Source organism: Bradyrhizobium sp. SRS-191, assembly GCF_024586915.1.
Classification (GTDB): Bacteria; Pseudomonadota; Alphaproteobacteria; order Rhizobiales; family Xanthobacteraceae; genus Bradyrhizobium.
Map to the genome: position 1 here is coordinate 35324 of NZ_JANBVS010000028.1, position 19145 is coordinate 54468.

17 protein-coding genes and 1 tRNA gene are annotated in these 19145 nt (G+C 65.3%); 16 read left to right on the forward strand and 2 right to left on the reverse strand.

Annotation, left to right across the window (positions count from 1 at the left end):
- The 11 genes from nosZ (at position 1) to NLR35_RS31970 (ending at position 13110) form a co-directional block, all read left to right on the forward strand.
- The gene (gene nosZ / locus NLR35_RS31920; protein WP_257170520.1) at positions 1 to 1920 is read left to right on the forward strand and encodes a TAT-dependent nitrous-oxide reductase; all 1920 of its coding nucleotides are present in this window, start codon (positions 1 to 3) and stop codon (positions 1918 to 1920) included.
- 2 nt (positions 1921 to 1922) lie between these two features.
- Positions 1923 to 3326 carry a nitrous oxide reductase family maturation protein NosD gene (locus tag NLR35_RS31925; protein ID WP_257170521.1) on the forward strand — a complete coding sequence of 468 codons (1404 nt, stop codon included), beginning with the start codon at positions 1923 to 1925 and terminating at the stop codon, positions 3324 to 3326.
- A complete protein-coding gene (locus NLR35_RS31930) occupies positions 3323 to 4243 on the forward strand; it encodes an ABC transporter ATP-binding protein (RefSeq protein ID WP_257170522.1) in 921 nt (306 codons plus the stop codon). Before NLR35_RS31925 ends, NLR35_RS31930 begins: the two co-directional genes overlap by 4 nt.
- Positions 4240 to 5070 (forward strand): ABC transporter permease, encoded by an 831-nt coding sequence (locus NLR35_RS31935; RefSeq protein WP_257170523.1) that lies wholly within the window; start codon positions 4240 to 4242, stop codon positions 5068 to 5070. Before NLR35_RS31930 ends, NLR35_RS31935 begins: the two co-directional genes overlap by 4 nt.
- The gene (locus NLR35_RS31940; protein ID WP_257170524.1) at positions 5067 to 5609 is read left to right on the forward strand and encodes a nitrous oxide reductase accessory protein NosL; all 543 of its coding nucleotides are present in this window, start codon (positions 5067 to 5069) and stop codon (positions 5607 to 5609) included. The genes NLR35_RS31935 and NLR35_RS31940 overlap by 4 nt, the downstream gene beginning before the upstream one ends.
- Before the next feature lie 10 nt (positions 5610 to 5619).
- Positions 5620 to 6618: an FAD:protein FMN transferase gene (locus NLR35_RS31945; RefSeq protein WP_257170525.1), complete on the forward strand. Its 999-nt coding sequence runs from the start codon at positions 5620 to 5622 to the stop codon at positions 6616 to 6618.
- 279 nt (positions 6619 to 6897) lie between these two features.
- Entirely contained in the window at positions 6898 to 8673 is a 1776-nt protein-coding gene (locus NLR35_RS31950) for a thiamine pyrophosphate-requiring protein (protein WP_257170526.1), read from the forward strand.
- Positions 8673 to 9779 (forward strand): enolase C-terminal domain-like protein, encoded by a 1107-nt coding sequence (locus NLR35_RS31955; protein WP_257170527.1) that lies wholly within the window; start codon positions 8673 to 8675, stop codon positions 9777 to 9779. Before NLR35_RS31950 ends, NLR35_RS31955 begins: the two co-directional genes overlap by 1 nt.
- Positions 9776 to 10750 carry a hypothetical protein gene (locus NLR35_RS31960; RefSeq protein ID WP_257170528.1) on the forward strand — a complete coding sequence of 325 codons (975 nt, stop codon included), beginning with the start codon at positions 9776 to 9778 and terminating at the stop codon, positions 10748 to 10750. The genes NLR35_RS31955 and NLR35_RS31960 overlap by 4 nt, the downstream gene beginning before the upstream one ends.
- Complete coding sequence (locus NLR35_RS31965; protein WP_257170529.1) at positions 10743 to 11411, forward strand: gluconate 2-dehydrogenase subunit 3 family protein; 669 nt, start codon at positions 10743 to 10745, stop codon at positions 11409 to 11411. The genes NLR35_RS31960 and NLR35_RS31965 overlap by 8 nt, the downstream gene beginning before the upstream one ends.
- Complete coding sequence (locus NLR35_RS31970; RefSeq protein WP_257170530.1) at positions 11401 to 13110, forward strand: GMC family oxidoreductase; 1710 nt, start codon at positions 11401 to 11403, stop codon at positions 13108 to 13110. The genes NLR35_RS31965 and NLR35_RS31970 overlap by 11 nt, the downstream gene beginning before the upstream one ends.
- Positions 13111 to 13305: 195 nt before the next feature.
- Here NLR35_RS31970 and NLR35_RS31975 read toward each other — a convergent pair whose 3' ends face one another.
- A complete protein-coding gene (locus NLR35_RS31975) occupies positions 13306 to 13689 on the reverse strand; it encodes a helix-turn-helix domain-containing protein (RefSeq protein WP_257170550.1) in 384 nt (127 codons plus the stop codon).
- Positions 13690 to 13880: 191 nt separating this feature from the next.
- On the opposite strand from NLR35_RS31975, the gene NLR35_RS31980 reads away from it, so the two are divergent.
- From NLR35_RS31980 to NLR35_RS31995, 4 genes are all read left to right on the forward strand, one after another.
- The gene (locus NLR35_RS31980) at positions 13881 to 14522 is read left to right on the forward strand and encodes an SDR family oxidoreductase (RefSeq protein ID WP_257170531.1); all 642 of its coding nucleotides are present in this window, start codon (positions 13881 to 13883) and stop codon (positions 14520 to 14522) included.
- A 16-nt stretch (positions 14523 to 14538) separates the two neighbouring features.
- A complete protein-coding gene (locus NLR35_RS31985) occupies positions 14539 to 15156 on the forward strand; it encodes an FMN-dependent NADH-azoreductase (protein ID WP_257170532.1) in 618 nt (205 codons plus the stop codon).
- A gap of 149 nt (positions 15157 to 15305) precedes the next feature.
- Positions 15306 to 15974, forward strand: coding sequence for a DsbA family oxidoreductase (locus NLR35_RS31990; protein WP_257170533.1), 669 nt, complete (start codon positions 15306 to 15308; stop codon positions 15972 to 15974).
- A 1-nt stretch (position 15975) separates the two neighbouring features.
- On the forward strand, positions 15976 to 16926 hold the full coding sequence (locus NLR35_RS31995) for an oxidoreductase (RefSeq protein ID WP_257170534.1): 951 nt from the start codon (positions 15976 to 15978) through the stop codon (positions 16924 to 16926).
- 189 nt (positions 16927 to 17115) lie between these two features.
- Here NLR35_RS31995 and NLR35_RS32000 read toward each other — a convergent pair.
- Positions 17116 to 17192: transfer RNA gene (locus NLR35_RS32000), tRNA-Met, on the reverse strand.
- Positions 17193 to 17694: 502 nt separating this feature from the next.
- Between NLR35_RS32000 and NLR35_RS32005 the strand changes: the two genes are divergently transcribed.
- A complete protein-coding gene (locus NLR35_RS32005; RefSeq protein WP_257170535.1) occupies positions 17695 to 19128 on the forward strand; it encodes a coniferyl aldehyde dehydrogenase in 1434 nt (477 codons plus the stop codon).
- The last annotated feature ends 17 nt before the right edge of the window (positions 19129 to 19145 follow it).

Below are 19145 nucleotides of genomic sequence, written 5' to 3' on the forward strand. Positions count from 1 at the left end.
ATGGCGCACGACGACGACCAGAACAAACTCAGCCGCCGGCAGATCGTCGGTACGGCCGCGCTCGGCGCAGCCGGCGTGGCCGGCGGCATCGGCCTCGGCAAGAGCCTCGAGACCACGCCGGCCGCGGCACAGCCGCGCCCCGCGCAGAACAAGGCCGAGGTCGCGCCCGGCCAGCTCGACGAATACTACGTGTTCTTTTCCTCGGGCCAGACCGGCGAGCTGCGCATCGTCGGCATGCCCTCGATGCGCGAGCTGATGCGGATTCCCGTGTTCAACCGCTGCAGCGCCACCGGCTGGGGCCAGACCAACGAGAGCCGCAAGATCATGACCGAGGGCCTGCTGCCGGAGACGCGCGAGCGGCTCAAGGACAGGCTCGGCATCTGGATGAACGGCGACACCCACCATCCGCACATGTCGTTCACCAACGGCACCTATGACGGCCGCTACATCTTCATCAACGACAAGGCCAACACCCGCCTCGCCCGCATCCGCACCGACGTGATGAAGTGCGACAAGATCATCGAGCTGCCGAACCAGTACACCATCCACGGCATGCGGCCGCAGAAATTCCCGCGCACCGGCTACCTGTTCTGCAACGGCGAGTATGAGGTGCCGTTGCCGAACGACGGCAAGGTGCTCGACGACAAGTCGAAATACTGGTCGATGTTCTCGGCGGTCGACGGCGACACCATGAAGGTCGCCTGGCAGGTGATCGTCGACGGCAATCTCGACAACACCGATTGCGACTACCAGGGCAAATACGCTTTCGCGACCTGCTACAATTCCGAGAAGGGCGTGACGCTGGCCGAGATGACGGCGAGCGAGCAGGACTGGGTGACGATCTTCAACATCAAGCGCATCGAGGAAGCCGTCAAGAAGGGCGACTTCAAGGAGATGAACGGCGTTCCCGTCATCGACGGCCGCAAGGGCTCGCCCTACACCCGCTATGTGCCGGTCTCCAATAGCCCGCACGGCCTCAACACCGCGCCCGACGGCATTCATGTCGTCGCCAACGGCAAGCTGGCGCCGACCGTGACCGTCATGGACGTCCGCCTGATCGACGGCCTGTTCGACGACAAGATCAAGCCGCGCGACATCGTCGTCGCCGAGCCGGAGCTCGGCCTCGGCCCGCTGCACACCGCCTTCGACGGCCGCGGCAACGCCTATACCACGCTGTTTCTCGACAGCCAGGTCTGCAAATGGAGCCTCGATCTCGCCAAGCGCGCCTTCAAGGGCGAGAAGGTCAACCCGATCATCCAGAAGCTCGACGTCCAGTATCAGCCGGGCCACAACCACGCCTCGATGGGCGAGACCCGCGAGGCCGACGGCAAATGGCTGCTGTCGCTGAACAAGTTCTCCAAGGACCGCTTCCTGAACGTCGGCCCACTCAAGCCGGAGAATGATCAGCTGATCGACATCTCCGGCGACAAGATGGAGCTGGTGCATGACGGCCCGAGCTTCGCCGAGCCGCATGACGCCGTGATCGTGCACCGCTCCAAGCTCGAGGGCCGTGTGACCTCGATCTGGAAGCGCGACGACCCGTTCTTCGCCGACGCCCGCAAGCAGGCGGCGGCCGACGGTGTCACGCTGGAGAGCGACGCCAAGGTCATCCGCGACGGCAACAAGGTGCGCGTCTACATGTGGTCCAGCGCGCCGGCCTATGCGCTCGAGAAGTTCGAGGTCAAGCAGGGCGACGAGGTGACGGTCTATGTCACCAATATCGACGACGTCGAGGACCTCGTGCACGGCTTCTGCATCGTCAACTACGGTGTCAATATGGAGATCGATCCGCAGCAGACCTCGTCGGTGACGTTCATCGCCGACAAGCCCGGCGTCTACTGGTATTTCTGCACATGGTTCTGCCACGCCATGCACATGGAAATGCGCGGCCGCATGCTGGTCTCGCCGCGGAACGCCTGACGATGCGGCGAATGCGCCATATCACGACATGGGGGCTGGCGGCGGTTCTCGCCGCCGGCCTCGCCTTGCCTGCTCGCGCGGCAAAGCTCCAGGTCACAGCCGATACCAATGACCTGCAAGGCGGGCTCGATCGTGCCGATGACGGTGACGAGATTTCGCTGGCCGATGGAGCGTATCGCGGGCCGCTGCGCATCACGCACAGCATCACCCTGACCGGCTCTCCAGGGACAGTGATTACCGGTGACGGTCAGAGCAGCGTCATCACCGTGACCGCGCCGGGCACAATCATCCGCGGCCTGACGATCCGTGGCTCGGGCCGCTCGCTGGAGCAGATGAATTCCGGTGTGTTCGTCGAACAGGCCGCGCACGACACGCTGATCGAGAACAATCACATCGACGGCAATCTGTTCGGCGTCTACCTGCATGGCTCGGCCAACGCGCTTGTGCGCCATAACAGCATCATCGGCCTGCGCACGACGCATCCCGGCGGCACAGGCAACGGCGTCTCGGTGTGGAACGCGCCGGGCGCCAAGGTGATCGACAACGACATCCGCTACGGCCGCGATGGCGTGTTCGCCATCACCAGCCGCAACAACATTTTCAGCCGCAATCGCTTCAGCGATCTGCGCTTCGCGGTCCACTACATGTACGCCAATGACGGCGAGATCACCGGCAATGTCTCGACCCGCAACATCATCGGCTATGCGCTGATGTTCTCCAAGAATCTGGTGGTGAAGGACAACGTCTCGGATCATGACCGCGACCGCGGCATGCTGTTCAATGCGACCAACGGCTCGCAGATCTCGGGCAACAGCGTCATCGGCGGGTTGCAGCCGGCAGAGCGCTGGGCCACCGCCGAGAATCGCGGCTCCGACGAAGGCGTGCCGCAGACCGAGACGCGCGCGGTCGCGCCGACCAGCGGCCTTCGCCCAGGTCTTGAGAAACCTGGTCCGGAGAAATGCGTGTTCGTCTACAACACCAACAACAACCGCATCACCGACAACTGGTTCGAGGGCTGCGAGATCGGCGTGCATTTCACCGCGGGCTCCGAGGGCAACGACATCCGTGGCAACGCCTTCGTCAACAATGCCAGCCAGATCAAATATGTCGGCACCCGGCATCTCGACTGGTCGAAAAACGGCCGCGGCAATTACTGGAGCGACAATCCCGGCTTCGACCTCAATGGCGACGGCGTCGCCGACACCGCCTACCGGCCGAACGACCTGTTCGACCGCGTGCTGTGGACGGCGCCGGCCGCGAAGGTGCTGGTCAACAGTCCGGCCGTGCAGGTGATCCGCTGGGCGCAGGCGCAATTCCCGGCGATCCTGCCCGGCGGCGTCGTCGACAGCCATCCGCTGATGTCGCCGCCAGCGCGCCGCACCGCTGCAGGGAGCACGCCCCGATGAGCGCGACCGTTCATATCGCCGATGTCGTGAAGCACTACGGCAAGGTGGAAGCCGTGAAGGGTGTGTCGTTCGATCTCGCTGAGGGCGAGATGGTGGCGCTGATCGGCCACAACGGCGCCGGCAAGACCACGCTGATGAAGATGATGCTCGGTCTGATCCGTCCGACCCACGGCCAAATCAGCGTGCTCGGCGAGAATCCCGCCGCTGGTGAGTTCTCCTCGCGGCGCCAGCTCGGCTACCTGCCGGAGAATGTCGCGTTCGACGCTGCCCTCACCGGCCGTGAGACGCAGGCATTCTATGCCCGACTCAAGCGCGAGCCGGTCAAGGATTCGCTGGCGCTGCTCGATGTCGTCGGCCTCGGCGAGGCCGCGAAGCGCCGGGTCAACACCTATTCCAAGGGCATGCGCCAGCGCCTCGGCCTGGCGCAGGCGCTGATCGGCCGGCCGCGCGTGCTGCTGCTCGACGAGCCGACCACCGGCCTCGACCCGGAGCTGCGCCAGACCTTCTACGATGTCATTCAGAGGCTCGCGGCCGAGGGCACCACCGTGCTGCTGTCCTCCCACGCGCTGACCGAGCTGGAAGAGCGCGCCGGTCGCGTCATCATCATGAACCGCGGCCTCAAGGTCGCCGACGGCACGCTCGACGAGCTCCGTCGCCTTGCGCGGCTGCCGACGCGGATCCGGGTCAAGGTCGCCGACCTGCCGACGTCGGGCGCACCGGCCTGGCTGCCCACCGCCACGTCCTATCGCCGGATCAACGGCCACATCGTCGAGATCGACGCGGCGCCGGACGAGAAGATCGATCTGCTGCGACGCGCGACCGCCGACGGCAACAGCGTGCAGGACCTCGAGCTCATTCCGCCCAATCTCGACGAACTCTATGCGCACTTCCTGCGCCACGCGGAGCGGACGCAATGAACAGTCTGATCACCATCGCCGCCAAGGAAATCCAGCAGGCCATCCGCAATCGCTGGGTGCTCGCCGCGACCCTGTTGCTCTCCGGGCTTTCGCTGTCGCTGACCTTCCTCGGCAGCGCGCCCACCGGCACCGTCGGCGCCCGCGCGCTCGATGTCGTCATCGTCAGCCTGTCGAGCCTGACGATCTTCCTGATCCCGTTGATCGCGCTGCTGATCGCGCATGACGCCATCGTCGGCGACATGGAGCGCGGCACCATGCTGCTGCTGCTGAGCTACCCCGTGGCGCGCTGGCAGGTGCTGCTCGGCAAGTTCCTCGGCCATCTCGCCGTGCTCGCCTTCGCCACGTGCCTCGGCTATGGCGCCGCGGCCGTGGCGCTGCTGATCACCGGCAGCAGCTTCGATGCCGAGGGCCTCGCCGCCTTCGCCGCGATGATCGGCTCGTCCGTCTTGCTCGGCGCGGTGTTCGTGGCGATCGGCTATCTCGTCAGCGCTGTCGTCCGTGACCGCGGCACCGCCGCCGGGCTGTGCATCGGGCTGTGGCTCGTGCTGGTGCTGATCTACGACATGGCGCTGCTCGGCGTGCTGGTGCTGGATCAGGGCCGCAACATCTCCGGCGGCGTGCTCAGCGCGCTGCTGCTGCTCAACCCGGCCGACGCCTACCGGCTGTTCAACCTCACCGGCTTCGCCAATGTCAGCCTGTTCTCCGGCATGGCCGGGCTCGCCGCCAGCAGCACGCTGTCGGTGCAGGCGCTGCTCACCGCGCTCGTGCTGTGGACCGTGGTCCCCCTTGCCGGCGCCACGCTGGCCTTTTCCCGGAGGGAGCTATGAAACGCCTCGCTTTCGCCTGCGCGCTCGTTGCCGCTTTCGTCCTCACGGGCTGCAACGAGAAGCAGGCCGCCGCGCCGCCGCCGCCGATCAAGCTGACCCAACAGGCGATCGGACATTATTGCGGCATGAACCTGCTCGAGCATTCCGGCCCCAAGGGGCAGATCTTCGCCGCCAGCCTGATCGAGCCGGTGTGGTTCTCCTCGGCGCGCGACGCCATCGCCTTCACGATGCTGCCCGACGAGCCGAAGGACATCCAGGCGATCTACGTCTCCGACATGGGTAAGGCCGCGAGCTGGGACAATCCTGGCGCGGACAATTGGATCGAGGCCCGCAAGGCGCTGTTCGTGATCGGTAGCCGACTCAAGAGCGGCATGGGCAGCGACGAGGCGGTGCCGTTCTCGGAACGATCAGCGGCGGAGCGCTTCGCCGCCGAGCATGGCGGCCGCGTCGTCAGCTTCGGCGATGTGCCGCGCGACTACGTGCTGAGCTCGGAGGAGAGCGCCAGCGCGGCCGAGTCGGACGCAGGGAAGACGAATTGAGGTGGCCGTCATGACACAGCATCTCTCGCGCCGCCGCTTCATCCAGATCAGTGCTGCGGTGGCCGGCCTCTCGATCGCTTCGCTCGGCACGCCTCGCGCCAAGGCCGACACGGGTCTGGTCGAATGGCGCGGCACCTTGCTCGGCGCCGTCGCGACCATCAAGCTGCACCATGGGGATCGCCGGGAGGCGGAGCGGCTGATCGCGCTGTCGATCACCGAGGCACGCCGGCTGGAGCGGCTGTTCAGCCTGTACCTGACGGACTCGGCCCTGGTCGCATTGAACCGCACGGGTGTGCTGCTCGATCCCGCTCCGGAGCTGCTCGACATCCTCGCGCGCTCGAAGCGCTACGCGGAGCTGACGGATGGGCGCTTCGACCCGACGGTGCAGCCGCTGTGGACGTTGTACGCCGATCACTTCTCGCGGCCCGATGCAAATCCAAACGGCCCGCCACAACAGGCCGTGCGCGATGCGCTGGCGCGCATAGGCTACCGCAAGCTCTCGATCGATCGTGATCGTGTCGTCATGCCCCGCGGCACGACGCTGACCCTGAATGGCATCGCGCAAGGCTATGTCACTGACAAGGTCGTCGACCTCCTGCGGAGCCAAGGCGTGCAGCAGAGCCTCGTCGATATGGGCGAGGCCCGCGCGATCGGACCACGTCCGGACGGGCAGCCCTGGGACGTCGCCATCGAGGATCCGGAACAGACCGGACGCACCGCCGCGATGCTGCCGATCGTCGACCGCGCCGTCTCGACGTCGGGCGCCTACGGGTTCCGTTTCGACCCGCAAGGCCGCTTCAACCATCTGTTCGATCCGCACGACGGCGGCTGCGCGCAGCGCTACCGCAGCGTGACGACGGTGGCGGCCAACGCCACCGTGGCCGACGCTCTATCGACCGCCTTCAGCCTGATGGCGCCGTCCGAGATCAGCGCCTTGTTACCGCGCTCCGGGATCGAACGCGTGCACTTGATCGACTCCGACGGAGCGGCCGTCGATCTCGTCGCCTAAGCGCGTCAATCGCGCCAACTTGAAGTCGCTATTGCCAGGCGTTCTGCGGACGAGGATGTCGTCACGCACGCCACGTGCAGCCGCGCGCTGCGGCGCACTATTTGTCCGCGCCGTTGGCGGGGCCGGCCGCGCACCTGGAACCGGTCGCCCACGCCGCTTCCTTGTTAGTTCAAGCACCAACATGAATTCTCGTTAAACTGGCAACGTTTGCCGTCACGGTACGTTTGATGGACAGCAGCAGCGCCGCTCTCCCGCCATATCTGATCGAGGATCACGTCCATGAACGTCAGCGAATTCGTTTGGCACCGCCTGTCCGAATGGGGTCTCCACCGTGTCTACGGATATCCCGGTGACGGTGTCGGCGGACTGGATGTTGCGCTCGACAAGGCAAAGGACGTGATGAACTACGTCCAGGTGCGGCACGAGGAGATGGCGGCGTTCATGGCCTCCGCGCATGCCAAGTTCACCGGCCAAGTCGGGCTCTGCTACGCGACGTCGGGGCCCGGCGCGATCCATCTGCTCAACGGGCTCTACGATGCGAAGATGGATCACGTCCCCGTGGTCGCGCTGGTCGGCCAGGCTGCGCGAGCCTCGATCGGCGCAAGCTATCAGCAGGAGGTCGATCTCAAGACGCTGTTCAAGGACGTCGCCGAATATGTGGAACAGGCGACCGTGCCGGAGCAGGTCCGCCATCTCGTCGATCGCGCTGTGCGGATCGCGCATACAAGGCGCGCCGTAACCTGCATCATCCTTCCGAAGGACCTGCAGGAGATGGAGTATGAGGATCCCCCGCTCAAGCATGGCACCACGCATACGGGCCTCGGCTACGCCGCACCCGCACTGGTTCCGGACGATGCGCAGCTGCGCGCGGCGGCGGAGGTCCTGAACGGCGGGCGCAAGGTCGCGATGCTCATCGGCGCCGGCGCGCTCGACGCCACCGACGAGGTCATTGCGGCGGCCGAGCGGCTGCAGGCCGGGGTTGCGAAAGCGCTGCTCGGCAAGGCCGCGCTCCCCGACGATCTGCCGTTCGTGACCGGCTCGATCGGCCTGCTCGGCACCGAGCCGAGCTGGGACATGATGAAGTCGTGCGACACCTTCCTGATGGTCGGCTCTGCATTTCCTTACAGCGAGTTCCTGCCGAAGCCCGGCGATGCGCGCGGCGTGCAGATCGACATCGACGGCACCAGGCTCAGCCTGCGCTATCCGATGGAGGTCAATCTCGTCGGCGACAGCGCGGCGACGTTGCGGGCGCTGCTGCCGCTGCTCGAGCAGAAGCCGAAGGACAGCTGGCGCAGCGGCATCGAGGACGGCGTGCGCGACTGGTGGAAGAAATTGGAGCGGCGCGCGATGGATTCGGCCGATCCGCTCAATCCGCAGCGCGTGTTCTGGGAGCTGTCGCCGCGGCTGCCGGACAACGCGATCATCACCGCCGATTCCGGCTCGGCCGCCAACTGGTATGCGCGCGATCTGAAGATGCGGCGCGGCATGAAGGCTTCGCTCTCCGGAGGCCTCGCCTCGCTCGGCGCCGGAACGCCCTATGCGCTGGCCGCGAAGATGGCCTATCCCGAGCGCACCGTGATCGCCTGCATGGGCGACGGCGCGATGCAGATGAACGGGCTGAACGTGATGATCACGATCGGCAAATATTGGCGCGAGTGGAGCAATCCGCGCCTCATCGTGCTCGTGCTCAACAACCGCGATCTCAACCAGGTGACCTGGGAGGAGCGTATCCAGCTCGGCACCGGCAAGACGCTCTCGACCCAGAGCATCCCGGATTTCTCCTATCACCGCTATGCCGAGCTGATCGGACTCAAGGGCATCTTCGTCGACGATCCCGATCACGTCGGCGCCGCCTGGGACGAAGCGCTTGCGGCCGACCGTCCCGTCATCCTCGAGGCCTATACCGATCCGAACGTGCCTCCATTGCCGCCGCATATCACGCTGAAGGACGCCAAGAACTTCATCAGCATGATTCCGTCGGAGCCGGAGCTCGGCAGCGTGCTCAAGAACAGCGCCAAGGAGCTCGTCACCAGCATCCTGCCAGGGAAAGACTGATGCGCGCGGCGGTCCCGATCGAAAGCGTCGCTGTCAGCGCCTTCGAGATTCCGACCGATCGGCCCGAGGCTGATGGAACGATCAGCTGGACCTCGACGACGATGGTGCTGGTCGAGGTGTTCGCGCGCGGCAAGATCGGGATCGGCTACACCTATGCGCATGCCTGCATCGGCCGGCTGATCTCCGAGACCCTGGCGCCGCTGGTCGAAGGCAGCGACGCGCTCGCACCCGAGCACAGCTGGGCTGCGATGCAGCGGGCGATCCGCAATCTCGGGCGGCAGGGTCTCGTGGCCACCGCGATCTCGGCTCTCGATACCGCCCTGTATGATCTCAAGGCCCGGCTGTTGGATCTGCCGCTCTGCGCGCTCCTCGGCAGCTATCGCGAGGAAGTCCCGATCTATGGCAGCGGCGGCTTCACCAGCTACTCGGACGACGAGCTGCGCCGGCAGCTTGCGGGCTGGGTGTCCGAGCAACGCTGCGCCTATGTCAAGATGAAGGTCGGCTCCGAGCCCGCACGCGATCCGCATCGGGTCGAGGTGGCGCGGCTCGCGATCGGCGACCGCGCCGCGCTGTTCGTCGATGCCAATGGCGCCTACAGCGCAAAGCAGGCGCTCGGGCTCGCGCAAGCCGTTTCGGATCTGGGCGTGAGCTGGTTCGAGGAGCCGGTGTCCTCGGATGATCTGACCGGCCTGCGGCTCGTCCGCGAGCACGCTCCTGCCGGCATGGATGTCGCCGCCGGCGAATACAGCTACACGACCGATCAGGTGCGGATGATGCTGCAGGCGGGCTCAGTGGACGTCCAGCAGGCCGACATCACCCGTTGTGGCGGCGTGACCGGCTTCCGGCAGATCGCCGCGCTGTGCGACGCGTTTCACACCGATCTCTCCGGACACTGCGCGCCGTCCCTGCATCTGCACGCCGCCTGCGCCGCGCCGCGGCTGCGCCATCTCGAATGGTTTCACGATCACGTGCGCATCGAGCACATGCTGTTCGACGGTGCACCCCAGCCGCGGGACGGCAAGATCCGTCCCGATCTCACCCGTCCCGGCCATGGCCTGGTCTTCAAGCACGCCGATGCGGCGCGCTATGCAGTGAGCGCGACATGAGCAACGACACCGATTGGCTGGTGGGAGCCGGCCTCGCCCTCTCCGCCATCGCCGCGACGGCGATGCTGCAGCCGAGCCCGCCACGCAGGCTCGAGCGCAAGCCGGCAAGCCTGCCGTCGCGACCAGGACCGCACCCGCGCGCATCGGTCCGCGCCGCACGCCGTCTCAATCGCGCCGCGGGCATGCTGGCGGCCTCGGTGCTGGCCGACAGCAGCGTCGAGCATTATCGCGGCTCGTTCAAGAACAAGGCGATGTACACGCCGCTGGCGGTCTCGGCGCTGACGCTCGCGATGAGCGCGCACGGCACCGCCGACCGGCGGCCATGGGCGCACCGGCTGCGCGACGGCAGCTACCTGCTCGCCGCCGCCACGGGCCTGATAGGCACTGGCTTTCACGTCTACAACGTCACGAGGAAAGTCGGCGGCTTCAGCTGGCAGAACCTGTTCTACGGCGCGCCGCTCGGCGCACCGATGGCCATCCTGCTGTCGGGGCTGCTCGGCTTCTGCTCCGAGCGCGTGCGCGACACCAGCCGCGCGCAGCGGCCGCATGTGTTCGGCCTGCCGGCCGCGCGCACGATCGCAGCGGTCACCGCGGCCGGACTGCTAGGCACGTCAGGCGAAGCCGGGCTGCTGCATTTCCGCGGCGCGTTTCACAACCCGTTCATGGCGGTCCCCGTGACCTTGCCGCCGGTCGGCGCCGCACTGCTGTTCAAAGCCGCCGCGCGCGATCCCGGTGACGACAAAACCCGCAGGCACCCGCTGACACGCGCCTGGATGTGGCTGCTGGCCGCGATGGGTTTTGCCGGCGTCGGCTTCCACGCCTATGGCGTGTCGCGCAACATGGGCGGGTGGCGCAATTGGAGTCAGAACATCCTGGCGGGACCGCCGCTGCCGGCGCCGCCGAGCTTCACCGGCCTCGCCCTCGCCGGCTTGGCAGCGCTCGGCCTGATGCGGGAGCACCCCGATGCATGACCGTTCGCGCCCTCCTGCCATTCCGGATCGTTACCCCGGCTACGACGTGCTCACCAAGCGCAGCGGTCCGTCGTGGAACGACAAGACACGCGAGGTGATCGCCGAGCGTTTGTCGGTCACCGCGACGCCGCTGTTCCTCTCAGCCGGCGAATTCCAATTGGTCCGAGCCGTCGCCGCCCGGATCGTGCCTCAGCCATCGACACGGCCGCCGATTCCGGTCGCCGCGCTGGTCGATCGCAAGCTGCACGCCGATATCGCCGACGGCTATCGCACCGACGGAATGCCCCGTCACCGCGAAGCGTGGCGGCGCGGCCTGCGCGCACTCGAAGCGGAGGCGCTCACGGCGTTCCACCGGCCATTCACCGAGCTCTCCGAGGGGATGCAGGATCAGTTGCTCCAGCGCGCCGAAGCCGGTGAGCTCAAGGCTGCCGACTGGGGCGACATGCGCTCCGACGACTTCTTCAAGCGCCGGCTGCTGCGTGACGTCGTGCTCGCCTACTACTCGCACCCCGCCGCATGGAACGAGATCGGATGGGGCGGCCCCGCCAGCCCGCGCGGCTATGTGCGCCTCGATGCCAACGAGCGCGATCCGTGGGAGGCAGCCGAAGCCGAACCCGGCCACGAGGCCGACGCCGCGAGGACCAACCGCCATGTTCGTTGACATCTCCGATGACCCGCAAGCGACACCGCGCGCCATGGCAGGCCGCGCGCCCGACGTGTTTCGTCCCGGCGGCTGGGTGCCGATGCGCTGCCATCGCGACGACGAGCCGGTCGACTTCGTCATCGTCGGCACCGGCGCCGGCGGCGGCACGCTGGCCTGCAAGCTCGCCGAATACGGCTTCTCGGTCGTCGCACTCGATGCCGGCCCCTACTTTCGCCCGCTCGAGGATTTCGCCTCCGACGAGGCCGAGCAGACCAAGCTGTACTGGACCGACGATCGCATCACCGACGGCGCCAATCCGCTGCAGCTCGGCAGCAACAACAGCGGCAAGGCGGTCGGCGGCTCGACCGTGCATTTCGCGATGGTGTCGCTGCGCTTGCGCCCCGAATGGTTCAAGTCGCGGACCCTGCTCGGCTACGGCGCTGACTGGCCGATCGACTGGCGCGAGATGTGGACCTACTACGAGGAGGTCGAGCAGGCGCTGAAGATCTCAGGCCCGATCACCTATCCCTGGGGACCCAAGCGGCCACGTTATCCCTATCGCGCCCATCCGCTCAACGCCGCCGCGCGCGTGCTCGCCAGGGGATGCGAGGCGCTCGGCATCTCCTGGACCGAGACGCCGCTCGCCACGCTCTCGGCGCCACGCGGCCTCGCGCACCCTTGCGTGTATCGCGGCTTCTGCGTCGCCGGCTGCTCGACCAACGCCAAGCAGAGCGCGCTGGTCACCTGGATTCCGCGCGCGCTGGCCGCGGGCGCAGAAATCCGCGATCTCGCGATGGCCGGCCGCATCGAGGTCGATGATGATGACCGCGTCACTGGCGTCCACTATCATCGCGAGGGACGCTGGCGCTTCCAGCGCGCCCGCAACGTCGTCGTCGCCGGCTACGCGATCGAAACGCCGCGGCTCCTGTTGAACTCGGCCACCGACCGCCATCGCGACGGGCTCGCCAACAGCTCCGGCCTCGTCGGCAAGTATCTCATGACGCAATCCAACCAGGCGGTGTGGGGGCTGATGGACGACGAGATCCGCTCCTACAAGGGGCCGCCGTCTCTCGCCATCACTGAGCACTGGAACTACGAGGACAACGGCAAGGACTTCTTCGGCGGCTACGCCTATATGAGCCAGGGCCCGCTGCCGCAGCTCTGGGCCAACACGCTGGCGCAGGCGCGCGGGCTGTGGGGCGCGCGGCTGGTCGAGGAGATGACGAACTACAATCACGTCGCCGGCCTGAAGATCGTCGGCGAGATGCTGCCGCAGGAGCGCAACTGCGTGACGCTGGCGGACGAGGTCGATCAATACGGCCTGCGCATTCCCCGCGTGACCTATTCCTGGTGCGACAACGACCGGCGGCTGATCGACCACTCGCTCGCCTTCATGACACGCGCCCTGCAGGCCGCCGGTGCCAAGGATATCTGGGCCCAGGAGGACGACACCTGCCACCTCAACGGCACGGCCCGCATGGGCGACGATCCGCGCAGCAGCGTCGTCGATGCCGACTGCCGCAGTTGGGACATCCCGAACCTCTGGATCTGCGACGGCTCGGTATTTCCGACCGTCGGCGGCGTCAATCCATCACTCACAATCCAGGCCATCGCCTGCCGCACCGCCGACCGCATTCACGCGATGGCACGGCGCGGAGAGTTGACGGGCTCGAGCAGGCGCGCAGCACAGACGAGGACCGCCAGCCAAATGGCCTGAGCTGGAAGGAGGACGCACGAACTAAAACGCCCGCGGCCAAGGCTGCGGGCGTTGCTGTCTTGATGGTAGCGGGGCCTACACACGCGCTCCTCTCGAACTCCACCGATCGTAATTACCTTGGTTTTAAATGCCTGCGAGCAGCGCGACTTGGGCCGGAGCGTTTCACTTGGCCGGTGCATATTCGCGCCGATCTACTCATCGGTGGTGAGCGGCCTCATCGTGTCGTGCCCGACAATTTTCGATGTCGCTCATGTGATCCAGCACCCAGGTGGCCAGCTGCATCAACGGTATGGCAAGCGACTTCCCTAGATCGGTAAGGCTGTACTCGACTTGAGGCGGGACGCTCGGATGAACCTTGCGTGTCACCATCCCGTCGCGCTCCAAGGCCTTGAGCGTACGGGTCAGCATCTGCTGCGAAATCCCACCTATCAGCCGCTTCAACTCGTTAAAGCGGCGTGGCTGCTCGGCCAGCATCGTGATGGCGAGAATGGTCCACTTGTCGCCCATGCGGCCAAGGACCTCCTTGACTGGTCCGCAGCCGGGATTCGTTCCCGGCTGGAGTGGAATGGGGTCGGTCATAGGCATGTGACTAGGCCTCAAAAATTTACGTTCTTGTCTATCGGGCAGTCTACTCCAATCATCTAGTCAGCAGAACATACCAACCAAGGGAATGCGTGTATGGCTGACAAAGATGACACCTTCCAACCTGGGCACCAGCACCGCCATCGGTGCAGCTCTGCCTCGCCGCGTTGAATTCGCGAGGAAGCGCAATGAAGATTTCGCTATTCGGCGCCACCGGTCCAACCGGACGGTACCTCATCGAGGAGGCGCTCAGGCAAAACTACAGCCTGTCGGTCTATACGCGCGATGCCAGCAAACTCAGGGACTACCAAGGGACGATTGAGACCGTCGTCGGCGACCTGACGAACGTGACGGCGATGGCCGAGTGCATCCGTGATTCTACGGCGGTCATCAGCGCATTGGGACCCAACAGCCTCAAGATCAAGGGCGACCGTCCGATCATGCACGGTGTCGGCAACATCGTCTCGGTGATGAAGAGGTTGGGTGTTCAACGCCTGATTCAAATCTCCACGGCGAGTTATCGCGATCCAAAAGATGGCTTCGACCTCAAGGCCCAATCGCTTCTGATGGTGTTCAAGCTCATCGTACCAAAGGCCGTCGATGACATCAGGGCCACCGGCGAATTGGTTCGGGATTCGGGGCTGGACTGGACGCTGGTGAGGATTCCAAACCTCAAGGATGGCCCGGCCAGCGGGACCATCGACGTCGGCTGGTACGGAAAGTCCAAGCTCCGTACGCAATTGTCGAGAGGCGATCTCGCGAAGTTCCTCGTCGAGCAGGTGTCAAACAGGGAGTTCGTTCGCGCTGCTCCTGCAATCGCCAATCACTGAGAAATCCGGAGCAAGCATGACCAACATCCTCCTCATCACGTCGAGCCCACGCGGTGCCGAAGGCCTGTCGAGCCGCGTCGCAACCGATGTCGCCGAACAGATCAAAGCCCGCTCAGGCGGCACGCTCAATACGCGGGATCTCTCGGCGGAGCCGCTTCCGCATATCACACCGGCCTACATCAACGGCCGCATGGCGTCGTCGGAAGCACGTACGCCGGAGCAGGCGCAGGCCGTCGGGCTCGCCGAAGCGCTGGTCGATGAGATCGAGGCCGCCGACACAATTGTCATCGGTTCGAGCATGATCAATTTCGGTCCGTCCTCGCAACTCAAGGCCTGGATCGATCACGTCACATGGCCGGGCGTCACGTTCAAATACGACGAGAACGGCCCAAAGGGTCTGTTGTCCGGCAAGAAGGTCTATCTCGTAACAGCCAGCGGCGGCGTTTTCTCTGAAGGACAATACGCGTCGTTCGACTTCCAGACCGGTTACCTCATGCACCTGCTGCGCTTCATCGGGTTGATTGATATCGAGCTGATCCGTGTCGAAGGCACCGCTTACGGCCCCGACGCCGTAAGGGCGGCGATGGTCTCCGCTGAAGCGCAGATCCGCACTGCGCTCGAAGGCGCCGCCTGAGGGCCTGCGAATGAGCGACAAGCGGTTCAGGATGACCAGGAGACAACGATGAGTTCGCTAAAGACAACACATGCATCCACACCCCGCGCCGCAATGGGCTCGCATCTCGGCATTTGGGCGGTCTCCGCTCGTTCGCAGGCTTCCCCGTCATGACCGATGCCTTGATAATTGACCTCTATACGGAGATCACCTGCCCCTGGTGCCTGGTCGGGCAATTCCGGCTTGATAAGGTTCTGGCGGAGCGCTTCCCCCATCTTGCCGTGGACATCCACCATCATCCCGTCCTGCTGCTCGCCGGAGTGCCTGCCGCAGGGCTCTACATTCCCGACCTGCTTCGCTCGCGCTACGGCATCACCGATCCGAAGGTGGCGTTTGCACGGCCCGAAGGCGAAGCGCGAGCCTCGGGGCTAAAGCTCGACCTCAGCCGCCAGCTTTGGGCCTATGCCACGCAGCCTGCCCACGCCCTCATCCTTGCCGCAAGGGAACGTGGCACACAGCATCGGCTCGCGGTGGCGATCACCGAGGCATATTTCCTCGATGCCATGAATATCGGTGATGCAGATGTGCTCGCCGGTATCGCCGCAGACCATGGGTTCGAGCGTACGGAAGCACGCGCAGTCGCCGTCGATCCCATCCAGCACAAGCGCGTGGAGGAGGAGGCGGCCCGATCTGCGGCAGCAGGCGTCCGCTCGGTGCCCCATTTCATCTTTGGCGGACGCGCCGCGATCAACGGCGGCCGCAGCGAAGACGAGATCGCTCTGCACATCCAAGACGCCGCGCGCGCTCGGGTGAACCAGCGTCAATCAATTGGAAGATAGCATGACCGCCTGGACCTTCAACGACATCCCCGATCAGACCGGGCGCACGGCGATCGTGACCGGGGCCAATACGGGCCTGGGTTTCGAGACGGCGCGCATGCTTGCCCGGCGCGGCGCCGATGTCGTGCTTGCGTGCAGGAATCCGGACAAGGGCAGGGACGCACTCGCCCGGATTCACGAAGAGAAGCCCAAGGGCAAGATTGCGCTCGATATGCTCGATCTTGCAGACCTCGATTCCATCGCGGCTTTCGCCGGGCGCTTTGCGGCGTCTCACGACAGGCTCGATCTGCTTATCAACAACGCGGGCCTGATGCTTCCGCCGCTCTCCCGCACTAAGCAGGGCTTCGAACTCCAGTTCGGTACCAACCACCTCGGCCACGCCGCGCTCACGGCACGCCTTGCCCCGCTGGTGCTCCGGACACCAGGCGCACGGTTCGTCATCGTATCCAGCATGGCCCATCATGGCGGGGTCATCGACTTCGACGACCTGAACTGGAATAGCCGTCCCTACCACCCTCTGAAGGCGTACCAACAGAGCAAGCTCGCAAACCTGCTGTTCGGACTCGAACTACAACGACGGCTTACAGTCTCGGGTTCGGACGCACGCGTCACGGCGGCTCACCCTGGCTGGACGAAGTCTGATCTTCAGCGCCATTTGCGCCCCCACGAGCGTCTCATGGCGAGCGTGCTCAACCCGATCTTGCAGCTGACAACGACTCAAGGCGCACTTAACACCATGCGCGCCGCGACAGATCCAAATGCAGAGCCGGGTAGTTACTGGGGCCCCGGTCGTTTCTTCGAGCACAAAGGCCCGCCCGTGCGCGCGCGGATCAATGAGCGAGCCCTGGACGAGGACGTTGCGAAACGCCTGTGGGTCAAGACCGAGAACCTCATAGGTCTGCGCTTCGATCTATCCGTCCCTGCCGGGCACCACGCGCGTTCCGGCAACTGAATGCGGAAGCGGCAAGAATCAAGGCTTTGGAGTTCATCCCGGACTCTTCGAAAGCACTCAAAGAGGCTCAGAGCGCAGATGGCCAGCAGCAGCGCGCAGCCACCATCAAATTCATTTGGTTGCGGGCTCAAAGGGTGCCGAAATACAAAAGCCCCTGAAATCTTCACGATTTCAGGGGCTCCGTTTCGTTGGTTGCGGGGATAGGATTTGAACCTATGACCTTCAGGTTATGAGCCTGACGAGCTACCGGGCTGCTCCACCCCGCGTTAACTTCTGCACGGCCTTCAGGGAATTATCGGGTGCTCCTGGCTGACGCGTCTGAGCGCCGCCGAGTACATCCCAAAGGCTTCCTGAGAAGGCTTGAGCCCGTCGGCCGGTTCGGCCATCGGGTGCGGGCGGTATGTACCAATGCGAGGCTGGTTTGGAAAGGGCCTTTTGGAAGTTTTTTTGCCGGATTGTGACAGCGGCCGGCGGAATTCGAGCCTCCGGAAAACTCGAGTGAAATCATATAATTATGGATGAAGGCGCGGAACGTGCTGCCCGGCGCGAGCCGGCCACTGGTTCAGCGGCGGCGCAAAGTCCCTGGCGGCTTGCGAAGGCCGCCTCAGGGAGAGTAGCCCCTGCGACGGAGCCGCCGACTCCTTCCGTAACCAGTCGGCCAAATCCGGCACGTCACCGCGCTTGCCAACAGTTCCGCAACGCGGCAGCTTCGCCGACGAACCAGAACGACGGCCGGATCGCGGCCGCAGCCCATGCGAGGAGACGTCGATGGACCACTCCCTGAAGAGCCCCCCGGTCACCGCGCTCGACGACGCATTTCACGCCATGATCGAGGCCTCGCGCGGGACGTCGCCGCCCGACCTGGCTGCGCGACAGGACAGCCTGAGGCGGTTACGGGCCATGCTGGCCGGCAACGAGAAACGCCTGGAGCAGGCGATCTCGGCGGATTTCGGCCATCGCTGCGCGGTCGAGACCACCATCGCAGAGACGCTGTTCCTGCAGACCGAGCTCAAGCACACACTGAAGAGGCTGCCGCGCTGGATGGCGCCGCGGCGGATCGCAACCTCGCTGCAGTTCTTCCCTGCCCGCAACCGGCTGATCCCGCAGCCGCTCGGCGTGGTCGGCATCATCGCGCCCTGGAACTATCCGCTCCAGCTGACACTCGCGCCGGCCATCGGCGCAATCGCGGCCGGCAATCGCGTGCTGATCAAGCCGAGCGAGCTGACACCGCATTTCTCGGCGCTGCTGCGGGAGCTGATCGCCGCGGCATTCGATCCGACCGAGCTGTCCGTCACCGGCATCGAGGATGGTGTCGCGCAGGCGTTCGCAGGCCTGCCGTTCGATCATCTCGTCTTCACCGGATCGACCCGCGTCGGCCGCATCGTCGCCGAGACGGCGGGACGCAATCTGACGCCGGTGACGCTGGAGCTCGGCGGCAAGTCGCCGACCATCGTCGATGTCTCCGCCGATCTCGACGAGGCCGCCGAGCGCATCGCCTATGCCAAGCTGCTCAATGCGGGACAGACCTGCATCGCACCCGACTACGTGTTCGTGCCGGAAGCGCGGCGAGACGCGTTCGCCGGCAGGCTCCACGGCCACATGCTCAGCATGTTCGGCACCAACCCAGCCAATGGCGACTACACCTCGATCATCTCCGATAGGCATTATCAGCGTCTTGAAGGCCTGCTGCGCGATGCGATCGCACGCGGCGCCAGGCCGTTGAGCGCAACCAGCCCGGAAGATCCCGCCTGGAAGAAGCTGCGCAAATTCCCGCCGACGGTCGTGGTCGGCGCGACCGCCGAGATGGCGATCATGCAGGAGGAGATCTTCGGCCCCCTGCTTCCAGTGCTGACCTATCGCGACGCCGACGAGGTGATCCGCTTCATCAACGCCCACGACCGGCCGCTGGCGCTGTACTGGTTCGGCAAAGACGAGGCGGCGCGCGACAACGTGCTGGCGCGCACCGTGTCCGGCGGTGTCACCATCAATGACTGCCTGCTGCACTTCGCGCAGATGAACCAGCCGATGGGCGGCGTCGGCGCCTCCGGCATCGGCCACTATCATGGCGAATGGGGCTTCAACAGCTTCAGCAAGCTGAAGCCGGTGTTCTACCGCTCGCCCTTCAATCGCATGAAGGATCTCTATCCACCCTATGGCGCCAGCATCGCCCGGATCGAGAAGCTGCTGCGATTTCTGAGCTAGCGCCACAGTCATCGTCA

Bases quoted from the DNA above. Each gene is read 5' to 3' on its own strand.
- nosZ (WP_257170520.1), top strand. From the start codon at position 1: ATGGCGCACGACGACGACCAGAACAAACTCAGCCGCCGGCAGATCGTC.
- NLR35_RS31925 (WP_257170521.1), top strand. From the start codon at position 1,923: ATGCGGCGAATGCGCCATATCACGACATGGGGGCTGGCGGCGGTTCTC.
- NLR35_RS31930 (WP_257170522.1), top strand. From the start codon at position 3,323: ATGAGCGCGACCGTTCATATCGCCGATGTCGTGAAGCACTACGGCAAG.
- NLR35_RS31935 (WP_257170523.1), top strand. From the start codon at position 4,240: ATGAACAGTCTGATCACCATCGCCGCCAAGGAAATCCAGCAGGCCATC.
- NLR35_RS31940 (WP_257170524.1), top strand. From the start codon at position 5,067: ATGAAACGCCTCGCTTTCGCCTGCGCGCTCGTTGCCGCTTTCGTCCTC.
- NLR35_RS31945 (WP_257170525.1), top strand. From the start codon at position 5,620: ATGACACAGCATCTCTCGCGCCGCCGCTTCATCCAGATCAGTGCTGCG.
- NLR35_RS31950 (WP_257170526.1), top strand. From the start codon at position 6,898: ATGAACGTCAGCGAATTCGTTTGGCACCGCCTGTCCGAATGGGGTCTC.
- NLR35_RS31955 (WP_257170527.1), top strand. From the start codon at position 8,673: ATGCGCGCGGCGGTCCCGATCGAAAGCGTCGCTGTCAGCGCCTTCGAG.
- NLR35_RS31960 (WP_257170528.1), top strand. From the start codon at position 9,776: ATGAGCAACGACACCGATTGGCTGGTGGGAGCCGGCCTCGCCCTCTCC.
- NLR35_RS31965 (WP_257170529.1), top strand. From the start codon at position 10,743: ATGCATGACCGTTCGCGCCCTCCTGCCATTCCGGATCGTTACCCCGGC.
- NLR35_RS31970 (WP_257170530.1), top strand. From the start codon at position 11,401: ATGTTCGTTGACATCTCCGATGACCCGCAAGCGACACCGCGCGCCATG.
- NLR35_RS31975 (WP_257170550.1), bottom strand. From the start codon at position 13,689: ATGACCGACCCCATTCCACTCCAGCCGGGAACGAATCCCGGCTGCGGA.
- NLR35_RS31980 (WP_257170531.1), top strand. From the start codon at position 13,881: ATGAAGATTTCGCTATTCGGCGCCACCGGTCCAACCGGACGGTACCTC.
- NLR35_RS31985 (WP_257170532.1), top strand. From the start codon at position 14,539: ATGACCAACATCCTCCTCATCACGTCGAGCCCACGCGGTGCCGAAGGC.
- NLR35_RS31990 (WP_257170533.1), top strand. From the start codon at position 15,306: ATGACCGATGCCTTGATAATTGACCTCTATACGGAGATCACCTGCCCC.
- NLR35_RS31995 (WP_257170534.1), top strand. From the start codon at position 15,976: ATGACCGCCTGGACCTTCAACGACATCCCCGATCAGACCGGGCGCACG.
- NLR35_RS32005 (WP_257170535.1), top strand. From the start codon at position 17,695: ATGGACCACTCCCTGAAGAGCCCCCCGGTCACCGCGCTCGACGACGCA.